At 70.1% G+C, this 16966-nt stretch carries 12 protein-coding genes, 1 tRNA gene and 1 pseudogene; 8 read left to right on the top strand and 6 right to left on the bottom strand.

Annotated elements, in window-relative coordinates:
* Positions 1–85 precede the first annotated feature (85 nt).
* From SPRI_RS04645 to SPRI_RS04635, 3 genes are read left to right on the top strand one after another with little or no spacing between them, the layout of a single operon-like run.
* Complete coding sequence (locus SPRI_RS04645; RefSeq protein ID WP_037773157.1) at positions 86–949, top strand: ABC transporter permease; 864 nt, start codon at positions 86–88, stop codon at positions 947–949.
* 43 nt (positions 950–992) lie between these two features.
* Positions 993–2015, top strand: coding sequence for an ABC transporter substrate-binding protein (locus tag SPRI_RS04640; RefSeq protein WP_005308827.1), 1023 nt, complete (start codon positions 993–995; stop codon positions 2013–2015).
* Positions 2012–2857 (top strand): ABC transporter ATP-binding protein, encoded by an 846-nt coding sequence (locus tag SPRI_RS04635; RefSeq protein ID WP_005308825.1) that lies wholly within the window; start codon positions 2012–2014, stop codon positions 2855–2857. Before SPRI_RS04640 ends, SPRI_RS04635 begins: the two co-directional genes overlap by 4 nt.
* A gap of 63 nt (positions 2858–2920) precedes the next feature.
* On the opposite strand, the gene SPRI_RS04630 is transcribed toward SPRI_RS04635, so the two are convergent.
* Positions 2921–3814: a sugar phosphate isomerase/epimerase family protein gene (locus tag SPRI_RS04630; RefSeq protein WP_005308823.1), complete on the bottom strand. Its 894-nt coding sequence runs from the start codon at positions 3812–3814 to the stop codon at positions 2921–2923.
* Between the two features lie 16 nt (positions 3815–3830).
* Positions 3831–7130 (bottom strand): annotated as a pseudogene (locus tag SPRI_RS04625) (ThuA domain-containing protein); the annotation flags it as partial.
* A 135-nt stretch (positions 7131–7265) separates the two neighbouring features.
* On the opposite strand from SPRI_RS04625, the gene SPRI_RS04620 reads away from it, so the two are divergent.
* The gene (locus tag SPRI_RS04620; protein ID WP_037773156.1) at positions 7266–7631 is read left to right on the top strand and encodes an MmcQ/YjbR family DNA-binding protein; all 366 of its coding nucleotides are present in this window, start codon (positions 7266–7268) and stop codon (positions 7629–7631) included.
* Positions 7632–7700: 69 nt separating this feature from the next.
* Here SPRI_RS04620 and SPRI_RS04615 read toward each other — a convergent pair whose 3' ends face one another.
* Together SPRI_RS04615 and SPRI_RS04610 are read right to left on the bottom strand one after the other, a co-directional pair.
* Positions 7701–8228, bottom strand: coding sequence for a GNAT family N-acetyltransferase (locus SPRI_RS04615; RefSeq protein ID WP_053556703.1), 528 nt, complete (start codon positions 8226–8228; stop codon positions 7701–7703).
* Between the two features lie 227 nt (positions 8229–8455).
* Positions 8456–11215, bottom strand: coding sequence for a tetratricopeptide repeat protein (locus tag SPRI_RS04610; RefSeq protein ID WP_050791413.1), 2760 nt, complete (start codon positions 11213–11215; stop codon positions 8456–8458).
* A 211-nt stretch (positions 11216–11426) separates the two neighbouring features.
* Here SPRI_RS04610 and SPRI_RS04605 point away from each other — a divergent pair, with 211 nt between their 5' ends.
* Entirely contained in the window at positions 11427–11897 is a 471-nt protein-coding gene (locus SPRI_RS04605; RefSeq protein ID WP_005308815.1) for a hypothetical protein, read from the top strand.
* Between the two features lie 242 nt (positions 11898–12139).
* Positions 12140–12886: a hypothetical protein gene (locus tag SPRI_RS04600; RefSeq protein ID WP_005308813.1), complete on the top strand. Its 747-nt coding sequence runs from the start codon at positions 12140–12142 to the stop codon at positions 12884–12886.
* Here SPRI_RS04600 and SPRI_RS04595 read toward each other — a convergent pair.
* On the bottom strand, positions 12871–13791 hold the full coding sequence (locus SPRI_RS04595) for a transketolase family protein (RefSeq protein ID WP_005308811.1): 921 nt from the start codon (positions 13789–13791) through the stop codon (positions 12871–12873). The genes SPRI_RS04600 and SPRI_RS04595 overlap by 16 nt on opposite strands.
* Before the next feature lie 35 nt (positions 13792–13826).
* Positions 13827–14594, bottom strand: coding sequence for a thiamine pyrophosphate-dependent enzyme (locus tag SPRI_RS04590; protein WP_005308809.1), 768 nt, complete (start codon positions 14592–14594; stop codon positions 13827–13829).
* Between the two features lie 136 nt (positions 14595–14730).
* Between SPRI_RS04590 and SPRI_RS04585 the strand changes: the two genes are divergently transcribed.
* Both SPRI_RS04585 and SPRI_RS04580 read left to right on the top strand, forming a co-directional pair.
* A tRNA-Pro gene (locus SPRI_RS04585) sits at positions 14731–14804 on the top strand.
* Between the two features lie 290 nt (positions 14805–15094).
* Positions 15095–15658: a dihydrofolate reductase family protein gene (locus SPRI_RS04580; protein ID WP_005308807.1), complete on the top strand. Its 564-nt coding sequence runs from the start codon at positions 15095–15097 to the stop codon at positions 15656–15658.
* Positions 15659–16966: the final 1308 nt, after the last annotated feature.

Below are 16966 nucleotides of genomic sequence, written 5' to 3'. Positions count from 1 at the left end.
TGGCGACACCTTACCAGAAAGCGCTTTCTGAAAGCGTTTTCTCCCTCATCGATTCAGCCGCTCCGGAGCGCACCAGGAGTTGACCGTGAGTCAGAGCGCCATCAAGGCAGCACCCGTGAAGGTGGCGGGAGTCGACCGGCGTGAGAGGCCGAGCCCCAAGGAGCGGGCGTCCCGTCTGCTCGAACAGAGCTGGCGCCCGGTCGCCCTGCTCCTCGCCTGCTTCGCCGTCTGGTGGGTGACAGCCGCCGCCGAACTGGTCGAGCCCTACCTCGTTCCGTCACCCGGCGCGACGCTGGACGTGCTGACGGGCAAGGCCGACTACATCTGGCAGCACAGCTGGGTGACCACCTACGAGACGCTCCTCGGCTTCCTGATCGCGGTCGTCGTCGGGGTCTTCGCCGCTGTGATCATGGTGTACTCGGCCACCGTCGAGAAGACGCTGTACCCGATCCTGCTGTTCGCACAGGTCGTTCCGAAGATCGCCATCGCGCCCCTGTTCGTGGTGTGGCTCGGCTTCGGCATCGCACCCAAGATCCTCATCGCCGTCCTGATCGCCTTCTTCCCTGTCGTCATCTCCATGGTGACCGGGCTCAAGGCCGTCGACCCGGAGATGCTCCAGCTCTCCTCGACCATGGGGGCGAGCCCTTGGCAGACCTTCGTGAAGATCCGGATGCCCGCGTCCCTGCCGCACCTGTTCTCCGGCCTCAAGGTCGCGGTGACCCTCGCCGTGACCGGCGCGGTGGTCGGTGAGTTCGTCGGCGCCAACGAGGGGCTCGGATACGTGATCCTCCAGGCCAACGGAAACCTCGACACCCCCATGCTGTTCGCCGGCCTCCTCGTGATGTCCCTGATCGGCGTCGTCCTCTTCGTCCTCGTCGAGATCGCCGAGAAGCTGCTGCTCCCGTGGCACGCGAGCCGCCGGGAGACCGGCGTCACCACCACCTACTGACAGAACCCCGGGCACCGTTCCAAGTCGACGAGAAGGACCAGCAATGACTGCGCGCAGACTGCTTCTGACCGGCCTCGTACCGCTGCTCCTGGCCGCCACCGCCTGCGGCGGGGACGACTCCGGCACATCCACCAGCTCCTCGGGGAAGAAGCTGGACAAGGTGACGCTGACCCTCAACTGGTACCCGTACGGCGAACACGCGCCGTTCTACTACGGCAAGCAGCAGAAGATCTTCGAGAAGCACGGCATCGACCTCGACATACGCGCCGGCCAGGGCTCCCAGAAGACGGTGCAGGCGACCGGTGCGGGCCAGACCGACTTCGGCTGGGCCGACACACCCGCCGTGCTGTCCGGAGTGGACGCCGGGGTCAAGGTCAAGAGCCTCGGCGTCTTCCTCCAGACCACTCCGTCCTCGGTGCAGTTCTTCGAGTCGCAGAACATCAAGAGCCCCGCCGACCTCAAGGGCAGGACCATCGCGGGCACCGCCGGTGACGCCCTGTCGAAGACGTTCCCGATCTTCCTGGAGAAGAACGGCCTCAGCGAGTCCGACGTCAAGGTCCAGAACACCGACCCGGCGGGCAAGATCGCCGCGGTGATCTCCGGCAAGACCGACGGCCTGCTCGGGTACGCCAGCGACCAGGGCCCCACCATGCAGAACAAGGCCAAGAAGCCCGTCTCCTACCTCCGGTTCTCCGAGAACGGCCTGAACTTCTACTCCAACGGCCTCATCGCCGGCCAGAAGGTCCTCACCGGTAAGAAGGACCTCGCGCAGCGCATGGCGAAGGCGGTCAGCGAATCCTTCGCGGCGGCCGAGAAGGCGCCCGAACCCGCCGTCGCCTCGATGGACGGCGCGAGCGAGCAACTGCCGCCGAAGGAGGTCCTGTCCGAGCAGTTCGCCACCACGCTCACCCTGCTGCACACCGACGCGACGCAGGGACAGGCCCCCGGTGTGAACACCGAGGCCGACTGGCAGCAGACCATCGACGTCTTCGCCGAGGCCGGACTGGTCAGCAGCCCCAAGGCCGTAGGGGAGTACTGGGACAGCGCCACCGCGATGAAGGGATGACGATGCCCAGGAACACCACCGTGCGGGAGCCGGACGTGACGAACGACAGACAGGGCGGCCGGTCCGCCACCACCCCGGCGGTCGGCATCAAGGACGTCGCCGTCCGCTTCCGCACCAAGAACCGCGATGTGACCGCGCTGACCGACGTCGATCTCGATGTCCGGGCAGGGGAGTTCGTCGCCATCGTCGGGCCCTCGGGCTGCGGCAAGTCGACCCTGCTCAAGCTGGTCGCCGGACTGCTCAAGCCCTCCACGGGCGATGTACTGCTCGGCGGCGAGCGGGTGCAGGGGCCGCGCCACGACATCGGTTACGTGTTCCAGCGCGCCGCCCTGCTCGAATGGCGCTCCGCCCGCCGCAACATCCTGCTCCAGGCGGAGATGCGGAAGATGCCGGCAGAGCTCGGACGAAGGCGCGCCGACGAACTGATCGCCATGACGGGCCTGAGCGGCTTCGAGGACGCTCTGCCGCACGAGCTCTCGGGTGGTATGCAGCAGCGCGTCGCGCTCTGCCGCGCCCTGCTGCACGAACCGCCCGTGCTGCTCATGGACGAGCCGTTCGGCGCCCTCGACGCGCTGACCCGTGAGCAGATGAACACCGAACTGAACCGGATCTGGCGGGAGACCGGCACCACGGTGCTCCTGGTGACCCACTCGATCTCCGAGGCCTGCTACCTCGCCGACCGGGTCGTCGTGATGAGCGCCAGGCCGGGCACCATCACCGAGATCATCGACGTGGGACTGCCGGCGGAACGGGACTACACCGACACGATGGGACGGCCCGAGTTCCGGGAGGCCACCACCCACATCCGCGGCCTGCTGGGCGCGGCCTCCGCGCAGGACTGAGCGCGAAGAAGGAGCCCCGCACCACCCACGGGGGGTGGTGCGGGGCTCCTTCTTCGCGTGCGCTCAGTACCTGAGGTTCGCCAGGTGGGTGTAGCTGTTCTGCGCGGTGGCGAACGGGTCGGCCGGAGCGTCGTGCTCGACCAGCCACTGCTTCACACCGCCGCTGCGAGCGGTGTCGAACATCGCGGCGAAGTCCAGGACACCGGAGCCGACATCGGCGAACCCGCCGCTCGGCGCCATGTCCTTGACGTGCAGCGCCGGGAAGCGCCGGCGGTGCTCCACGAACAGGTCCTGCGGGTCGCTGCCGCCGCCCTTGGCCGCCCAGTAGACGTCCAGCTCGAAGCCGACGAGCTCGGGGTCGGTCTCCCGCAGCAGGATGTCGTACAGGTTCTCTCCGTCCACCACCTGGTGGTCCGCGCCGTGGTTGTGGAACAGCACGGGGCCGAGACCCGCGTTGCGGGCGGCGAGACCCGCCTTGTTGAACTCCCGGGCCGCTTCACGGAATCCGGCCGGGGTGTGCATCGCCCCCGGCAGGCTCGGCACGACGATCCACCGCGCGCCGAGGGTGTGGGTGTCCTCGATGGCCTGCGGCAGTCCGCTGCCGCGCACGATGTCGTACGCCACGTGCTCGAGGACCGCCCGCAGACCCGTCTCGTCGAGCATGGAGCGGATCGCGGCCGCGCTGTTCCCGTGCCGGCCGCTCACCCCGACCGTCGCGTAACCGATCTGCGCCAGCCGGGCGAGGGTCCCCTTGAAGTCCGCCGCCAGCGGGGTGCGCATGGTGTAGAGGTGCATGCCGATCCCGGAGGGCGGGATGCGGCGGCAGCGCCGCGCCGTCTCCGGAGCCGTCCCCTCCGCGTCGGCCGCGTACGCGAGCGGACCCGCCGCGGTGGCCGCCGCGGCGGCGGCGGCGACGCCGAGCGCCCTGCCGAGGAATGCGCGTCTGGTGCCGTTCATTCGGATCTCCCTTGAGTCAGCCGACGTCGATGCGGACAAAGCCGGTGGTCGTGTCACCCTTGTCGTCGGTGACGGTGAGATGTGCGGTGTAGGCGCCGGGGCGTGCATAGGTGTGCGTCGCCTTCGCCGTCTCCTCGCCCGCGGGCTTCGAGTTGTCGCCGAAGTCCCAGTGGTACGAGGCGGCGGTCCGGCCCTCTGGCAGCCGTACGCCGCCGGACAGCTGAACGGCGAGAGGCGCGTCCCCGGAGGCCGGCGCGGCCGTGACGGTCACCTTGGCGCCCTGACGCTTCTGCACGCCGTGTCCGTTGAAGTGCAGCCAGTCCACGCTGAGCAGGTCCGGCTTGTCCGCGGTCCACTCCGGGTTGCTGAAGACCGCGTACAGCTTCGTGGTACCGCCCGGGTCCGCCAGCGCGGTCGTGGGCGAGACGAAGTTGCCCCAGCCGCCCGTGGCCGGCACGGTCACCTGGCCGAGCAGCGGACCGGTCGGCGAGCCGGCGCGGAACTCCACGGTTCCGCCCATGCCGCCGGACGTCGCCCCCACGGTCACGGAGTCGATGCCCTTCAACGAGACCGGGTCGAAGCTGACCCAGTCGCCGTGCTCGATCTCGATGAGCCGCTTGCCGCCGGAGGCGTCGGCGCGGGAGCCGACCACGACTCCGTCGTGCGCGCCGCCCGTCGACGTCATGTGCTCACCCTCGCGGAACGTGGTGCGCAGCGTCAGCGACGCGGACCCGGTCAGCGCGGGCACGCCCGGCGCTCCCTTGTCCTCGTACTGGGCGGTGATGCCGTAGTAGAGGTTCTGGCCGGGCCCGTGGCTGTCACCGGCGTCGGTCACGATCTCGCCGGCGCATCCGGTGTAGTTGTCCAGCGGATGCAGGTGCGAGTCGTGTCCGAGCTGCGACTGCACGACCACCCGGGAGCAGTCGATCCGCGCGCCGTCCTCCTTGTCCTTGACCTTCACCGTGAAGGGAATGGTGTCGCCGAAGCTGAACATCCCGCCGTTCGGCGGCCGCTGGACGGTGACCTGCGGCCTGGTGTTGCCGACGGTGATGTCCTGGACGGCGAGACCCGTGAGGTCACCGGGTCCGGTGACGGTCAGCCGGGCGGTGAAGCGTCCCTTCTCCTGGTACACGTGCGTCGGGTTCGCCTCGGTCGAGTCGGTCGTCCCGTCGCCGTCGAAGTCCCAGGCGTACGTCACGGGCACGTTGTCGGGCAGCCCCGAGCCGTCGCTGGAGAACTGCACGGTCAGCGGCACGGAACCGCTGTCCGGGGCGGCCGTGGCCCTGGCGGTGGGCAGCCGGTTGTCGCCGACGTAGTCGATGCGGTAGATGCCGGAGCCCTCGTTGCTGCCGCCGCGGCCGGTGCCGCTGCCGAGTCCGAAGTCGATGACGTACAGCGCGCCGTCCGGGCCGAAGTCGGCGTCGAAGGGCTGGTTCCACGCCATGTCGCCGAAGACGGTGTTGATGGAGTGCAGGTCGCCCGCCTTCGCCGGCTGGAAACGCGGGTCGGTGAACGTCTGGTCCTGCTGCTGGACGGAGAAGGTCTTGAACCACTTACGGGTCAGCTCGTAGTTGAACCACTTCCCCTCGAACGCCTCGGGGAACTTGCCCTGGTAGGTGACCGCCGGATCGTGGTCGTACACGGGACCGCCCATCGGGCCGCCGCCGCCGGTGCCGAGCTCGGGGAACTCGGCCGAGGCCGAGTACGCGTACCAGACCGTGGCCGGCTGGGCCGGCGGGAGGTTCGTGAGACCGGTGTTGTTCGGCGAGTCGTTGACCGGGTTCGCGCAGTCGAACTTCGGGCCCGACGTCTTCGTCCGGAAGTCGTAGTCGTTGAACGGGATGTTGTTGCCCACGCAGTACGGCCAGCCGAAGTTGCCCGCCTTCGTGATGCGCATGAACTCGACGGTGCCCTCCGGCCCGCGGTCCGCCTTGGCGGCGCGTGCGTCGGGCCCGTAGTCGGCGACCATCAGCGCGCCGCTGCTGGGGTCGGTGGTGATCCGAAACGGGTTGCGCATGCCCATCGCGTAGATTTCGGCCCGGGTCTTCTCGGTGCCGGGCGCGAAGAGATTGCCCTCGGGCACCGTGTACGTGCCGTCGTCCTGGGGCTTGATGCGCAGGATCTTGCCGCGCAGGTCGTTGGTGTTGCCCGAGGTGCCCTGGGCGTCCCAGGCGCGGCGGCCCTCACCCTCGTCGATGGGGGTGAAGCCGTCGGACGCGAAGGGGTCGGTGTTGTCGCCGGTGGCGATGTACAGGCTGCCGTCCTTGTCGAAGGCGAGCGAGCCCGCCATGTGCGAGTTGGCCCTGCCCTCGCCACGGAAGGTGGGGATGGTCAGCAGCCGCTTCTCGGACGCGGGGTCGATGGTGTTGCCGGTGACCGTGAAGCGGGAGACGTTGAGCTGCTTCTCGGTCTTGTCGGAGTTCAGCAGATACAGCCAGTTGTTCTCGCCGAAGTCCGGGTCGAGCGCGAGCCCGAGCAGGCCGTCGGACTGCGACGTCATCTCGGGGGTGTACTCGAAGTCCAGGGCGGTCGTCACCTTGAGCGTCGACTGGTCGATCACCTTGACCTTGCCGGTGCGCTGGACGAAGAAGACCCGGCGGTCGGGCGCCACCGCCAGCTCGAACGGGTCGGCGAGGTCGCTGGTGGCGAGCGGTGTCCGCTGGAAGGCGCCGGTCTTCGTCGCGGTGCAGTCTCCCGGCCTGTTGCCCGCGGCCCACTGGATGCCGCCGAGCAGGTGCTTGAGGAAGTCCGGCTCCTGGAAGGCGGACGAGGCGTGCCCGCCGGCGGTGAACCAGGAGCGTCCACCGTCGTAGTTCTGGCACCACGACCACGGGTGGTCGACGCCCTCGTCGAGGCCGGTGATCCCGTCGCGCACCTTGATCTGGGCGAGCGTGTGGACCTTACCGGTCGGATTGGTGCGCCAGTTGTACCACTCCTCCGTGCGCTCCCAGAGTTCGGGCAGGCCCTCGGTGGAGGGGTGCGACCGGTCCAGCACCTTGATCCTGCCGGTCTGCACGGCGGGGTGCTTGTCGAAGATGGCGCCGACCAGGCCCTCGTACCAGTCCCAGTCGCGTTCGCTCGCGGAGGCGGCGTGCAGGCCCACCCATCCGCCTCCGCCGCGGACGAACTTCTGGAGCGCGGCGCGCTGCGCGGCGTCCAGCAGATCGCCGCTCTGTGGTGTCGAGTTGGTGTTGTTGAAGACGATCGCCTGGAAGCGGGCGAGGTTCTCGTCGGTGAACGCCGTCGCGTCGTCGGTGGACTCGACCTCGAAGCCGTTCTCGCTGCCGAGCTTCTTGATCGCCTCGATGCTGATAGGGCTGCGGGTTAGAAAGCGCTTTCTGAGTACGCCGGACAGCGTAGGTTCAGCCTTCGTGAGGGGTCAATGGGTCGGAAGCGTGCAGTGTGGCGCGGCAGTTGGGTCACTGTCGGTGGCAGCGCTTACGGTGGGGGCATGGCCACAGCCGACGACGTACGCAGGATCGCGCTCGCGCTCCCGGGAGCGATCGAGAAGCTCGCCTGGGGCATGCCCACCTTCCGGCTGGAGCCGCGCGGCCGGATCTTCGCCTCGCTCGCCGACGACGACCGCGTCATGGGCGTGAAGTGCCCGAAGGAGGACCGCGCGGAGCTGATCGCCGCGGAGCCCGGCAAGTTCTTCCTGCGCGAGGGCCACGACGACCACTACGCCTGGTTGCGGGTGCGGCTCGACGCGGTGGACGACGAGGAGGAGCTGCACGCGATCCTGCTCGACTCGTGGCGCCAGGCGGCCCCGCGCAAACTGCTCGACGCCCACCCGGAGTTGGCGCCGCCTCAGGCGTGAGAGGGGGGTGGCCGGGGCCGGTCGCCCCTCGGTGCGGGCTCTCACGCGCACTCGTTCCGAGACGATCCGTCAATCGCCGAGGATCCGCTCCCACAGCAGCCCGTCCCGCCAGCTCCCGTCGAGGAAGATCGAGGAGTGCGCGACGCCGTACGGGCTGAACCCGTTGCGGCGCAGCACCCGCTGCGACGGCAGATTCTCCAGATTGGTGGACGCCTCGGCGCGGTGCAGCCCGAGTTCGTCCGCCATCACCCGGAGCACAAGCCCGACGGCGTGTCCGGCGTGCCCCTGATTCTGTGCGACGCCGGCGATCCAGTACCCGACGGAGCCGCGGCGCAGGTGCGGCTGCGGCAGGATGCCTCCGACGGTGACCTGTCCGATCACCTGGTCGTCGGCGAGCACCACGCCCGGCCAGACCGTACCGGCCCGGTATCCGGCCAGGAGGCTGTCGATCCGCTCCGCCTGGCCCTCCGGGGTGTAGAAGCCGGCCGGCTGGGCCGGTTCCCACGGCCTGAAAGCCTCGAAGTCCCGCACCCGATGGGCGGCGATCGGGGCGGCGTCCGTGGGCTCGATCAGGCGGATCCTGGTGCTGCTGCGCATGGACCGATCCTCGTCGCAGTGCGTCGGAAAAGACAACTTGCCTGTGCGAGGGTGCCGGCAGCGCCGCACCCTGCGTCCGCCGTGCCCCGAGCGGACCGTCGCCCGGCTCCACCGGTTCAAGGGGTCCCGGGTCCGCTACGGATACGCGCCGACCTCCACCCGGGACCGACCGTGGCCCTGGAGCCGCCCCGGGAAGCGGCGGCCGTGGTGCGCCGAACCGGGAAGAGTCACCTTCGCATCACTGCGAGGCGGTTCGTGAGTGCGTTGCGGTAGCGGTCGATGCCACTGCGGTCCGCCCCGGGAGAGGCACGGAGTTCGTGCAGGCATCGCAATGCGTCGAGCAGGGTGTCGCAGTGGACGTCCCGGGCGATGAACCGTTGGAACATGTTGTTCGCTTCAAGCGGTGTCCCCACCGACAGGGCAGCCAAGAAGACCGCGAGCGCCCCGTACTCATCGGTGGCATCCCTGACGCCTATGGACCGCCAGATGTCGGTCGCGGCGCGGATTCCGTCAACGGTGGTGACGAGCATCGCCTTCTGCAGCAGATACTCTGCCACCCCCGGGTCGATCGTGAGCGCCTGTTCGATGTCCCTGCGTGCCGGCCCATGGCGGCCGGCCAGACGGTGTGCGGCCCCTCGGTTGGCGATGGCCCAGGCGTAGTGGGGATTGAGTTCGATGGCGCGGTCGAGGTCGGTGACGGCCTGCTCGTGGCGGCCGGCCAGCCGGTGGACCACCCCTCGATTGGCGAACGCCCAGGAGTAGTCGGGGTCGAGTTGCTCGGAGCCGTCCGGGTCGGTGACGGTTCGGAAGTGGCGCCCGGCCAGTTGCTGCACCTCGCCCCGGAAAGTCAGGGCCCACGCCTCAGGTCCGAGTTCGATGGAGTGGTCGAGGTCGGTGACGGCGTCGTCGTAACGGCCGGCGAGGCGGTGCACTTCGCCGCGGTTGGCGATGGCCCAGGCGTAATGGGGGTTGAGGCGAATGGCTTGGTCGAGGTCGGTGACGGCCTGCTCGTAGCGGCCGGCCAGCCGCTGTGCCACCCCGCGGTGGGCGAGGACCCAGGCGTCGCCGGGGTCGATGTCGATGGCGCGGTCGAAGCTGGTGACGGCCTGCTCGTAGCGGCCGGCCAGCCGCTGCACGACTCCGCGGCGGGTGATCAGCCAGGCGTCGCCGGGGCTGAGATCGACGGCGCGGTCGAAATCGGCGATCGCCTCCTCGAATCGTCCCAGCCATGCGCAGGCGGTGCCCCGGTCGGCGATGGCCGTCACAAGGGCAGGGTCCACTACGAGCGCTGCTGTGAATTCCGCAAGAGCGTGTTCGGGGTGAGCGGCCTGGAAGAACCGGCGGCCGCGCAATTGGTGTGCACGGGCTCTCGCGGTCTCTCCCAGCGGGGCCGACGTGAGCAGTTCCGTGAGGGCGTTCATGATGCCGGGTTCGCGGTTGGTGGCATCCTGCAGGCGTAGACCCCAGGCGGTGAGCGCACTCGCGTCGGCGTCCGTTCCGGCTCGCGTCAGGACATCGGCCCACCGCCGCACGGTCGGTAGGTCCTCCGAGCACGCCTCGACCGCCTCTTCGAGCGCAGGCGCAAGGAGCGTCGGGTCGGCGCAGAGCAGGTGGTAGGTCTCGTTCAGCCGGTGCTCGCGCCAGGTGCTGTCCGACCACCGCTCGGCGGGGGCGAGTCTCTCCTCGAGGCCGGCGCGCCATCGGGCGTGGGCGTCGGCAAGGTGGTTGTGGCGTTCGGACCATGTGAGCGGGGACCCGGTGCGCTGGAGCCGGAGGATGCTGACGCGTACCACCTCGTGGTAGCGGCAGCTTCCTCCCCGGCCGGACACAAAGGGGAGACCGCGCAGCCACGCGTACTGATCAGCCACCTCTTGCGGTGCCGCGGTGCGGTAGATGTCCTCGTTGAGTTGAAGGGGGAGCGCGCAGGCGAGGATCGCGGCGCGCTGATGCGGGTCGACCACCCAGTGGAGAAAGCGCTGGACCGCGGTGTCCGCGGGGTCGTCCACGGCGTCCGGGCTCGAGGGCCGGGCCCGGGCCAAGGTGTCCAGAAGGACGGGAAGCCGTCCGGACATGCGCAGGACGGCGGTCACCAGCGCCTCGTCCGTCACTCCTCGGGCCGTGAGCAGAGCACGGGCCTCCGCCTCCGTGAAGACCTCCAGCCGTACGTCCACGATCAGGTCGCGGTACGCGTCCCACTCGCGGGCGGCAGGCGCGGCCTGCCCGGAGACGACCACGATGACGTTCACCGGTAGTTCACCGTGGCCGTCGTCCAGAACGAAGCTGCGCAGCCAGGCGTCGAGAAGAGGCTCCGTGCGCTCCCAGGTGTCGAAGAAGAGCACCACCCAGGAGTGTTTGCCCGCCGCCTCCGCAAGCCCTTGGACGAAAGCAGGCGTCAGGACCCGTAACGGTTGCAGGACGAGTTCGGCGTCGTGGTGGTCGCGCAACCGGCTGCTGACGGCGGCTCGCATCCGGTCCGCCCCACGCGCCAGAGCGTCGACGTCCAGTGCGGCCGCGGCGGGGCCGATCACGGGTGCCAGACTCAGGGCGCCGAGGCCGATCTGTGCGGCCGTCCTGCTCGACGTCGACGCCGGTTCGTCTCCGCGGTCCACGGTGGGCAGTGCGAGTGAGGCCTCGGCCTCGTGCCGCTGCTTGCGGTAACGCTCGGCAGCGATCTCGAATCTGCTCAGGGCCTGCCCCTGCCGGGCCAACTGCGCGCTGATGGACTCCATGGCCTCGATGGGGCCGATGGCGTCCTCGTTCACCACCGCCGTCAGCGCACCGGCGGCTCGGGCGGTTCCCTCCCAGTGGCGTATCAGCGACGACTTACCGACCCCCGCCACCCCGTGCACGTGGAACAGGTAGGACGCATCCTCCGGTTCGGAGCACAGGTTGGAGTAGAAGGACTGACGCTCCGCGTGACGCCCGATGAATCCGGTACGCGTGTGGGTCCTGTTCAGTTCCTGCCGTGACGGTCGACGTCGGCTCATGACCACCCCTTCCCCAGATTGCCCCAGTCCCGGGGAGCCAGGGAAGTCGGCGCGGGGAGACAGGGAAGTCGGAAGGGAGACTCACGGTGTCGGGCGGTGATCCCGCGTGAACGGCGTTGTGGCGGACCACCGACGCCCGCCCCGGCGGCACCGTGCGCGACGTTGCCCACTGCCACCGGTCCCGCGCCGGGCCGAAAGCTAGGCTCGAGGCGTGAGCGACTACTACGACCTGTACCTGGCGGTGGACCTGTCGCCGGACCTCTCCGAGCCTGCGCTCCAGGAGGTCCGGTGGCTCCTGGGGCAGGCTGAGATGCCGTCGGCGCCGAGCTCTGCCGACTGGAAGACCTGGGGGTACCCCTGGCAGGTCTTCGCCGGAGGTTCGGCGAGTCATGCGTTCGACGGGGCGGACGTCTCCCTGTTGGTGCCCGCTGTGGACCGGCCCGGCGGCGACGGCGGTGTTCCATGGGCCCTGACCGTCCGGACCTGCGTCCACGAGGACGAGTTCGGGGTGGTCATGGAGGTCGTCGACTGGCTCCTTCGGCACGCGTCCACGCGGGGATGGGCCGGCTTCGTCCGCGACACCGCCTCGGAGGACATCCAGCACATCGTGCGCCACGACGGTGGGTTCGATCTCGTCGACGTCCGAAGTGCTGAGAAGCGGTTCCAGATCGCATGGGCGTAGCGACGGCCTGAGCCCTCTCCCGCGGGCCCGCGTCAAGGGTTCCGTGGTCACCGACGGGGCGCCGGGGCCGTGTTCCGGGCGTGGGCGCTGAGCAATGAGCGCGAAGTGTGGTGGGCGTTGCGGGCCGGATGGACGCGCAACCGGTGCCCCGGTCGGGTGAGCGGGCGCCCCGGGCAACCGCCTTCTGCCGGTGACCGGGTACGGATGGCCCGCCGTTCCACGACGCCGGGAGGACCCCGCCCATGCCCGTCATCAAGAGCGCCGGGAGCGCGCTGGCCGCGACGGTCTGCGCAGCGCTGCTGCTCACCGGCTGCACCGACGCAGCACCACCCGCGCCGGCTGCCGGCGCGAAGAGCCCCGCACCACGGCCCGCCTCCGGACCACAGGCGCTGCCGGTCCGTCAGATCCCCGGCCTGGGACCCGACTTCCGCTCAAGGATCCCCGGCGGCACCCGTCAGGCGCTGGTGGTGGCCGGCCGGACGGCGGACACCAACACCGCGCAGGGCGTGCTCTACGAGCGCGACGCCCGCGGTTCCTGGCGGCCCGTCGCCGGACCCTGGCCCGCGCACAACGCCCTGCGCGGCTGGACGAACGACCACCACGCGGGCGATCTGCGTACTCCCGTCGGGGTCTTCGGACTCGGCGACGCCGGCGGGCGTTCACCCGACCCCGGCACCCGGCTCCCGTACGACCAGGACGAGGAGTTCGTCGCCCCGGGGACCGGCTTCCTCGGTGAGCCCCTCGAAGGCTCCTTCGACTACGTGATCGCCATCGACTACAACCGCGTCCCGGGGACCAGTCCGCTGGACAAGGAGCGGCCGCTCGGTCTGGAGAAGGGCAGCGGTGTGTGGATCCACGTGGACCACGAAGGCCCGACCCAGGCCTGCATCTCGTTCCAGGAGGACCACATGCGCCGGCTGCTGCGCGCCCTCGACCCGGCCAAGCACCCGGTGATCGTCATGGGGCCCGCTCCTCAGCTGCGGCGGTGAGCGCCCCGGGCCCCCTGCTCGGCGAAGGCCGAGATACGGGCCCTGAGGGACACCGGGTCCAGTCCGTGCGCGGCGAGGTGCTCGTCGATGGTGCCGTACCGGCGCAGCTCCCGCCGCGCCACACCGAGGCCCAGCACCCGGTGCGGGACGTCGGACAGGGCGTCGTTCGCGGCCGTGGTCGAGGTGCCCTCGAGATACGGCTCGACGATCACCACGTCCCCCCGGCCGCCGGCCGCCGCCCGGACCGCTTCCCGGTCGAAGGGGCGCACGGTCGTCGCGTACAGCACGCTCACATCGAGCCCTTCGGTCGCCGCGAGGACGTTGTCCAGCATCGGGCCGACCGCGACCACCGCCGGGCCCCGGCCCTCGCGAAGGGTGAGGAACCGGTCACCGGTGACCGGGCGGGCCTCGGAGTTGCTCTGCTGCGACAGACGCACATACACCCGGTCGTCGCCGGCGACCGCGTGCCGGAGCAGCGCCTCGGCCTCGTCCGGGTGACCCGGCACATGGACCGTCCAGCCGTCGAGGGTGTCCAGCAGGGCGACGTCCCCCGGCGACATATGGGTGAAGCCCCCGGCCGGCCAGTCGTACGAGGCACCGGCGCTCACCAGCACCCCGCCGGTGTTCTGATGACCGAAGTCGAGCTTCACCTGTTCGAAGGGCCGCTCGACGAGAAAGCTCGCGAAGGTGTGCATGATCGGCCGCATCCCGCTGAGGGCGATGCCGCCACCGGCGCCGATCAGCAGCTGCTCGCGGATGCCGACGTTGATCACCCGGTCCGGGTGGCGGCGCTGCGCCTGCTCGAAGCCGGCGGCGCTGATCTCCGCGAGGACGAGAGCCGTCCGCGGCTCCTCGTCCAGCAGGCGGGAGGTGGTGGCGATGAAGCGGTCACGCATCGTGTCCATGGTGGAGAAATCCCCTCTCGGTGATGAACGGGTGCTCAGGCGTTCTTGGGCTCGACGCGGGCGACGACGGCCCGTGGCCGCCCCGGGTGCGGAGCCGTGAACGCGGCGTACAGCGCCTCGTGGTCCCTGCCGTCGACCGTCTGCGCCGACCAGCCGGCCGCCTCGAACCGGGAGGCGATGCCGCCGGGCCAGCCGTGGGTGGCGGACGCGTTGTCCACGACGAGCGTGTGCAGCTGCTCGAGCCCGGCGGGACCGGCGTAGGCGATGGCCTCGTGGTTGCTGCCCTCGTCCAGCTCCGCGTCACCGATCAGGACCCAGATCCGGGAGTCGGTGAGCCCCTGGGCCCGCAGCCCCAGGGCGGTGCCGACGGCCAGCGGCAGACCGTGGCCGAGGGAGCCGCTGCCGATCTCGACCCCGGGCACCAGGACCCGGTCGGGGTGGTGACCGAGCGGGGAGTCGTACGAGCCGAAGCCCGCCAGCCACTCCTCGGGGAAGAATCCCTTTGCGGCGAGTACGGCGTAGTACGCCATCGGTCCGTGCCCCTTGGACAGCAGGAACCGGTCACGCTCCGGCGCGTCGGCGCTCGCCGGTGTCACGCGCAGTACACGGTCGTAGAGCACCCAGAGGGCGTCGAGCGTGGAGGTGGCGGCGGGGCCGTGCTTCTCGTCGCCGGTCATCAGGGCCATCAGCCGGCCGAGATCACGGAACCGTGGTGACGAGCCGGGCCGGGAGGCGCCGGGCCGGTCGCCGGACAGGTCGGAGCGCACGTCGGTGGGTGTGGAGAAGAGTGCTGTGTTCGTCATGACACCCACCGTGCAATCTCAAGTTCACTTGAGGTCAAGCGCGCCGAACGCGGAATACGGGTTCGTGACCAGCGCCCTGAGTGCGGTATTGTTCTCATGCGCGTTCGGCCAGGGGAAACCCCAGGTCAGCGGGTATCGGGACGTGGCGCAGCTTGGTAGCGCACTTGACTGGGGGTCAAGGGGTCGCAGGTTCAAATCCTGTCGTCCCGACTGTGCGGAAACGCAGGTCGGAGGCCGTTCTCTCATCCATGGGAGGGCGGCCTTTCGTGCGTCCCGGAGTGATAGCGGTCGTGCTTGTCGGCTGTGCCCCGGCCGGCGAAACCGCCCCGGCGCACCGTCGCCGACGACGGCCCGGACGGGTACATCCACGTGAACGGTCGGCTTCCCGTGTTCGCTCTCAGTGAGCGGGCGAGGGCGGTGTGTGCCGGGCCGGCGACGACCGATGAGTCCTGCGGCGTCCTACGGTCGTACAGTCGAACCCGCCTCGAGGAGGACTTCCGATGCGCAGCGTCACCTATTCGATGAACGTCTCACTTGACGGCTACATCGTCGGGCCGGACGGCGACTTCGCCTGGACCGAACCCGACAAGGAGGTCTTCCGCTTCTGGATCGACGAGATCCGCGGGGTCGGCGTGCACCTGATGGGACGACGGCTGTACGAGACGATGCTGTACTGGGAGACCGCCGACCAGGATCCGTCGCTCGACGACGACACGCTCGAGTGGGTCGCGCTCTGGAATCCGCTGCCGAAGGTGGTGTTCTCGACCACGCTGTCGGAGGTGCGGGGCCATGCCCGCCTGGTCTCCGGGGGCCTGGTGGAGGAGATCGAGCGGCTGCGGGCGGAGCCGGGGGAGGGCGAGATCGCGATCGGCGGCGCGACCCTCGCCGCCGAGGCGGCCGCGTCGGGTCTGATCGACGAATACCGGGCCATGGTCTACCCGGTGCTGGTCGGCGGCGGCATCCCGTACTTTCCCCGAAGCGAGCGCCGGGTGGATCTCGAACTCGTCGAGACCCGCCCCGTCGGCTCGGGAGTCGTCTACCTCCGCCATCGCGTGGCGCGCTAGCCGGTTCGTCCGTCGAGCCCCGGAGCGGGTAGCAAAGGCCGTCGCGGGGACGCCTTCGGCGTTCCCGCCGGCACGGCGGACGGCCGCGTACCCGGCCGGACCGCATCGGCGCCGACAATGCCTGCCGCTCACGCCGCGACCACCGCCTCGACCTCGTTGCTCCCTAGGTCGCCGCGTCCAGCGCGTCGGCCCGCCTCTCGAGATCGGCGGCGATTCCGTCCCAATCAGGGCCGTGGAGATGAAGGCTGCTCGCTGCCTCTCTCATCAGCGCCGGCTCATCGGGCCTCTGCAGGAGAACGAGCCGATACGCGAGGTTACGGATCCGCACGGGCAAATACCCGTCGACCAACTGCGGGCACAGTTCCCGCAGCATGGCCAGAAGCGCATCCCTTCGGCGAACGTCAACTCCTCGTGAAGAAGGCCTCGTCGTGCTGACGGTCGCACGGTGGCGTGGGGCGGTACTCGTCCCCGAAGAGACATCGGGCGTGTTCCGTCAGGGTGGCGTGCATGCGGCGGAGCCTACGGCGCGACGATCCGCCGGACAGACAGCGAGGGATGTCATGTCCCGTCAACGATCTCCGGTCGGTGCCGCCCGGCGGTGGGCCGCTCGCCCGGCCGGCGACGGCGAGCTCGTGCAGGCGGGCGATGCCCGGCAGGACGACTGCACGTAGGCTGCCTCTTGGCTCGGCCTGGTCACTGGGGACAGGCTCGCCTGGGGGTGATCCACCTGATAGCTCGTCATCGGCCGGCGGCCGCAGTATCAGTGGCTCGCCGTGTGGGCAGACCGCCGGCGCTGGTCGCCGCCGCGGCGGCTGCGCCGGCGGCGCCAGAGGCTGGGCGGCACTACTGGAGCAGCGCCCGAAGCTCATGGACCGCCAATTCGTCCGGAAGCCGTACCGGTCGTCGCTTCCTGGCCGTTGTGGGCGAGGAGCATGCCCGCGCGATCGACGCCGGACCGCCGGCGCGCTCGGCCGCCGCCCCCGGTCCGCCCGACTGCGAGCTGGATCGGCGCGCCGGTCCTCGGTATGTCCTCCAGCGGGAACGGTCGCGGCTGATCATGGAGGTGGGCAGCGGTCCGGACGCGCCGGCGACGGTGTGCGTGCGGGCCCGACCGCCCTGCCCCGCCGGGCTGTCGTGGGAGCGGCGCCCGCATGGCGGAGACCGGTCGGCGCCCTGATCGGTCCGGGCGCCGGCTTGGCGCTCGGATCGCTCTTGCGCAGCCGACGCCGAGGGCTGTCGCGGGTCGGATGAGCACGGTGTGGCTGCGCCCTCGGCCCGTACGAGATCGCTCGCGGGACAACCTCCCGT

Source organism: Streptomyces pristinaespiralis, assembly GCF_001278075.1.
Lineage (GTDB): Bacteria > Actinomycetota > Actinomycetes > Streptomycetales > Streptomycetaceae > Streptomyces > Streptomyces pristinaespiralis.
The sequence above is the reverse complement of the archived record's forward strand: the minus strand, read 5'-3'. Positions and strand labels throughout refer to the sequence as shown.

Bases quoted from the DNA above. Each gene is read 5' to 3' on its own strand.
- SPRI_RS04615 (WP_053556703.1), bottom strand. From the start codon at position 8,228: ATGCGCAGCAGCACCAGGATCCGCCTGATCGAGCCCACGGACGCCGCC.
- SPRI_RS04610 (WP_050791413.1), bottom strand. From the start codon at position 11,215: ATGAGCCGACGTCGACCGTCACGGCAGGAACTGAACAGGACCCACACG.
- SPRI_RS04600 (WP_005308813.1), top strand. From the start codon at position 12,140: ATGCCCGTCATCAAGAGCGCCGGGAGCGCGCTGGCCGCGACGGTCTGC.
- SPRI_RS04595 (WP_005308811.1), bottom strand. From the start codon at position 13,791: ATGGACACGATGCGTGACCGCTTCATCGCCACCACCTCCCGCCTGCTG.
- SPRI_RS04640 (WP_005308827.1), top strand. From the start codon at position 993: ATGACTGCGCGCAGACTGCTTCTGACCGGCCTCGTACCGCTGCTCCTG.
- SPRI_RS04630 (WP_005308823.1), bottom strand. From the start codon at position 3,814: ATGAACGGCACCAGACGCGCATTCCTCGGCAGGGCGCTCGGCGTCGCC.
- SPRI_RS04620 (WP_037773156.1), top strand. From the start codon at position 7,266: ATGGCCACAGCCGACGACGTACGCAGGATCGCGCTCGCGCTCCCGGGA.
- SPRI_RS04590 (WP_005308809.1), bottom strand. From the start codon at position 14,594: ATGACGAACACAGCACTCTTCTCCACACCCACCGACGTGCGCTCCGAC.
- SPRI_RS04580 (WP_005308807.1), top strand. From the start codon at position 15,095: ATGCGCAGCGTCACCTATTCGATGAACGTCTCACTTGACGGCTACATC.
- SPRI_RS04635 (WP_005308825.1), top strand. From the start codon at position 2,012: ATGACGATGCCCAGGAACACCACCGTGCGGGAGCCGGACGTGACGAAC.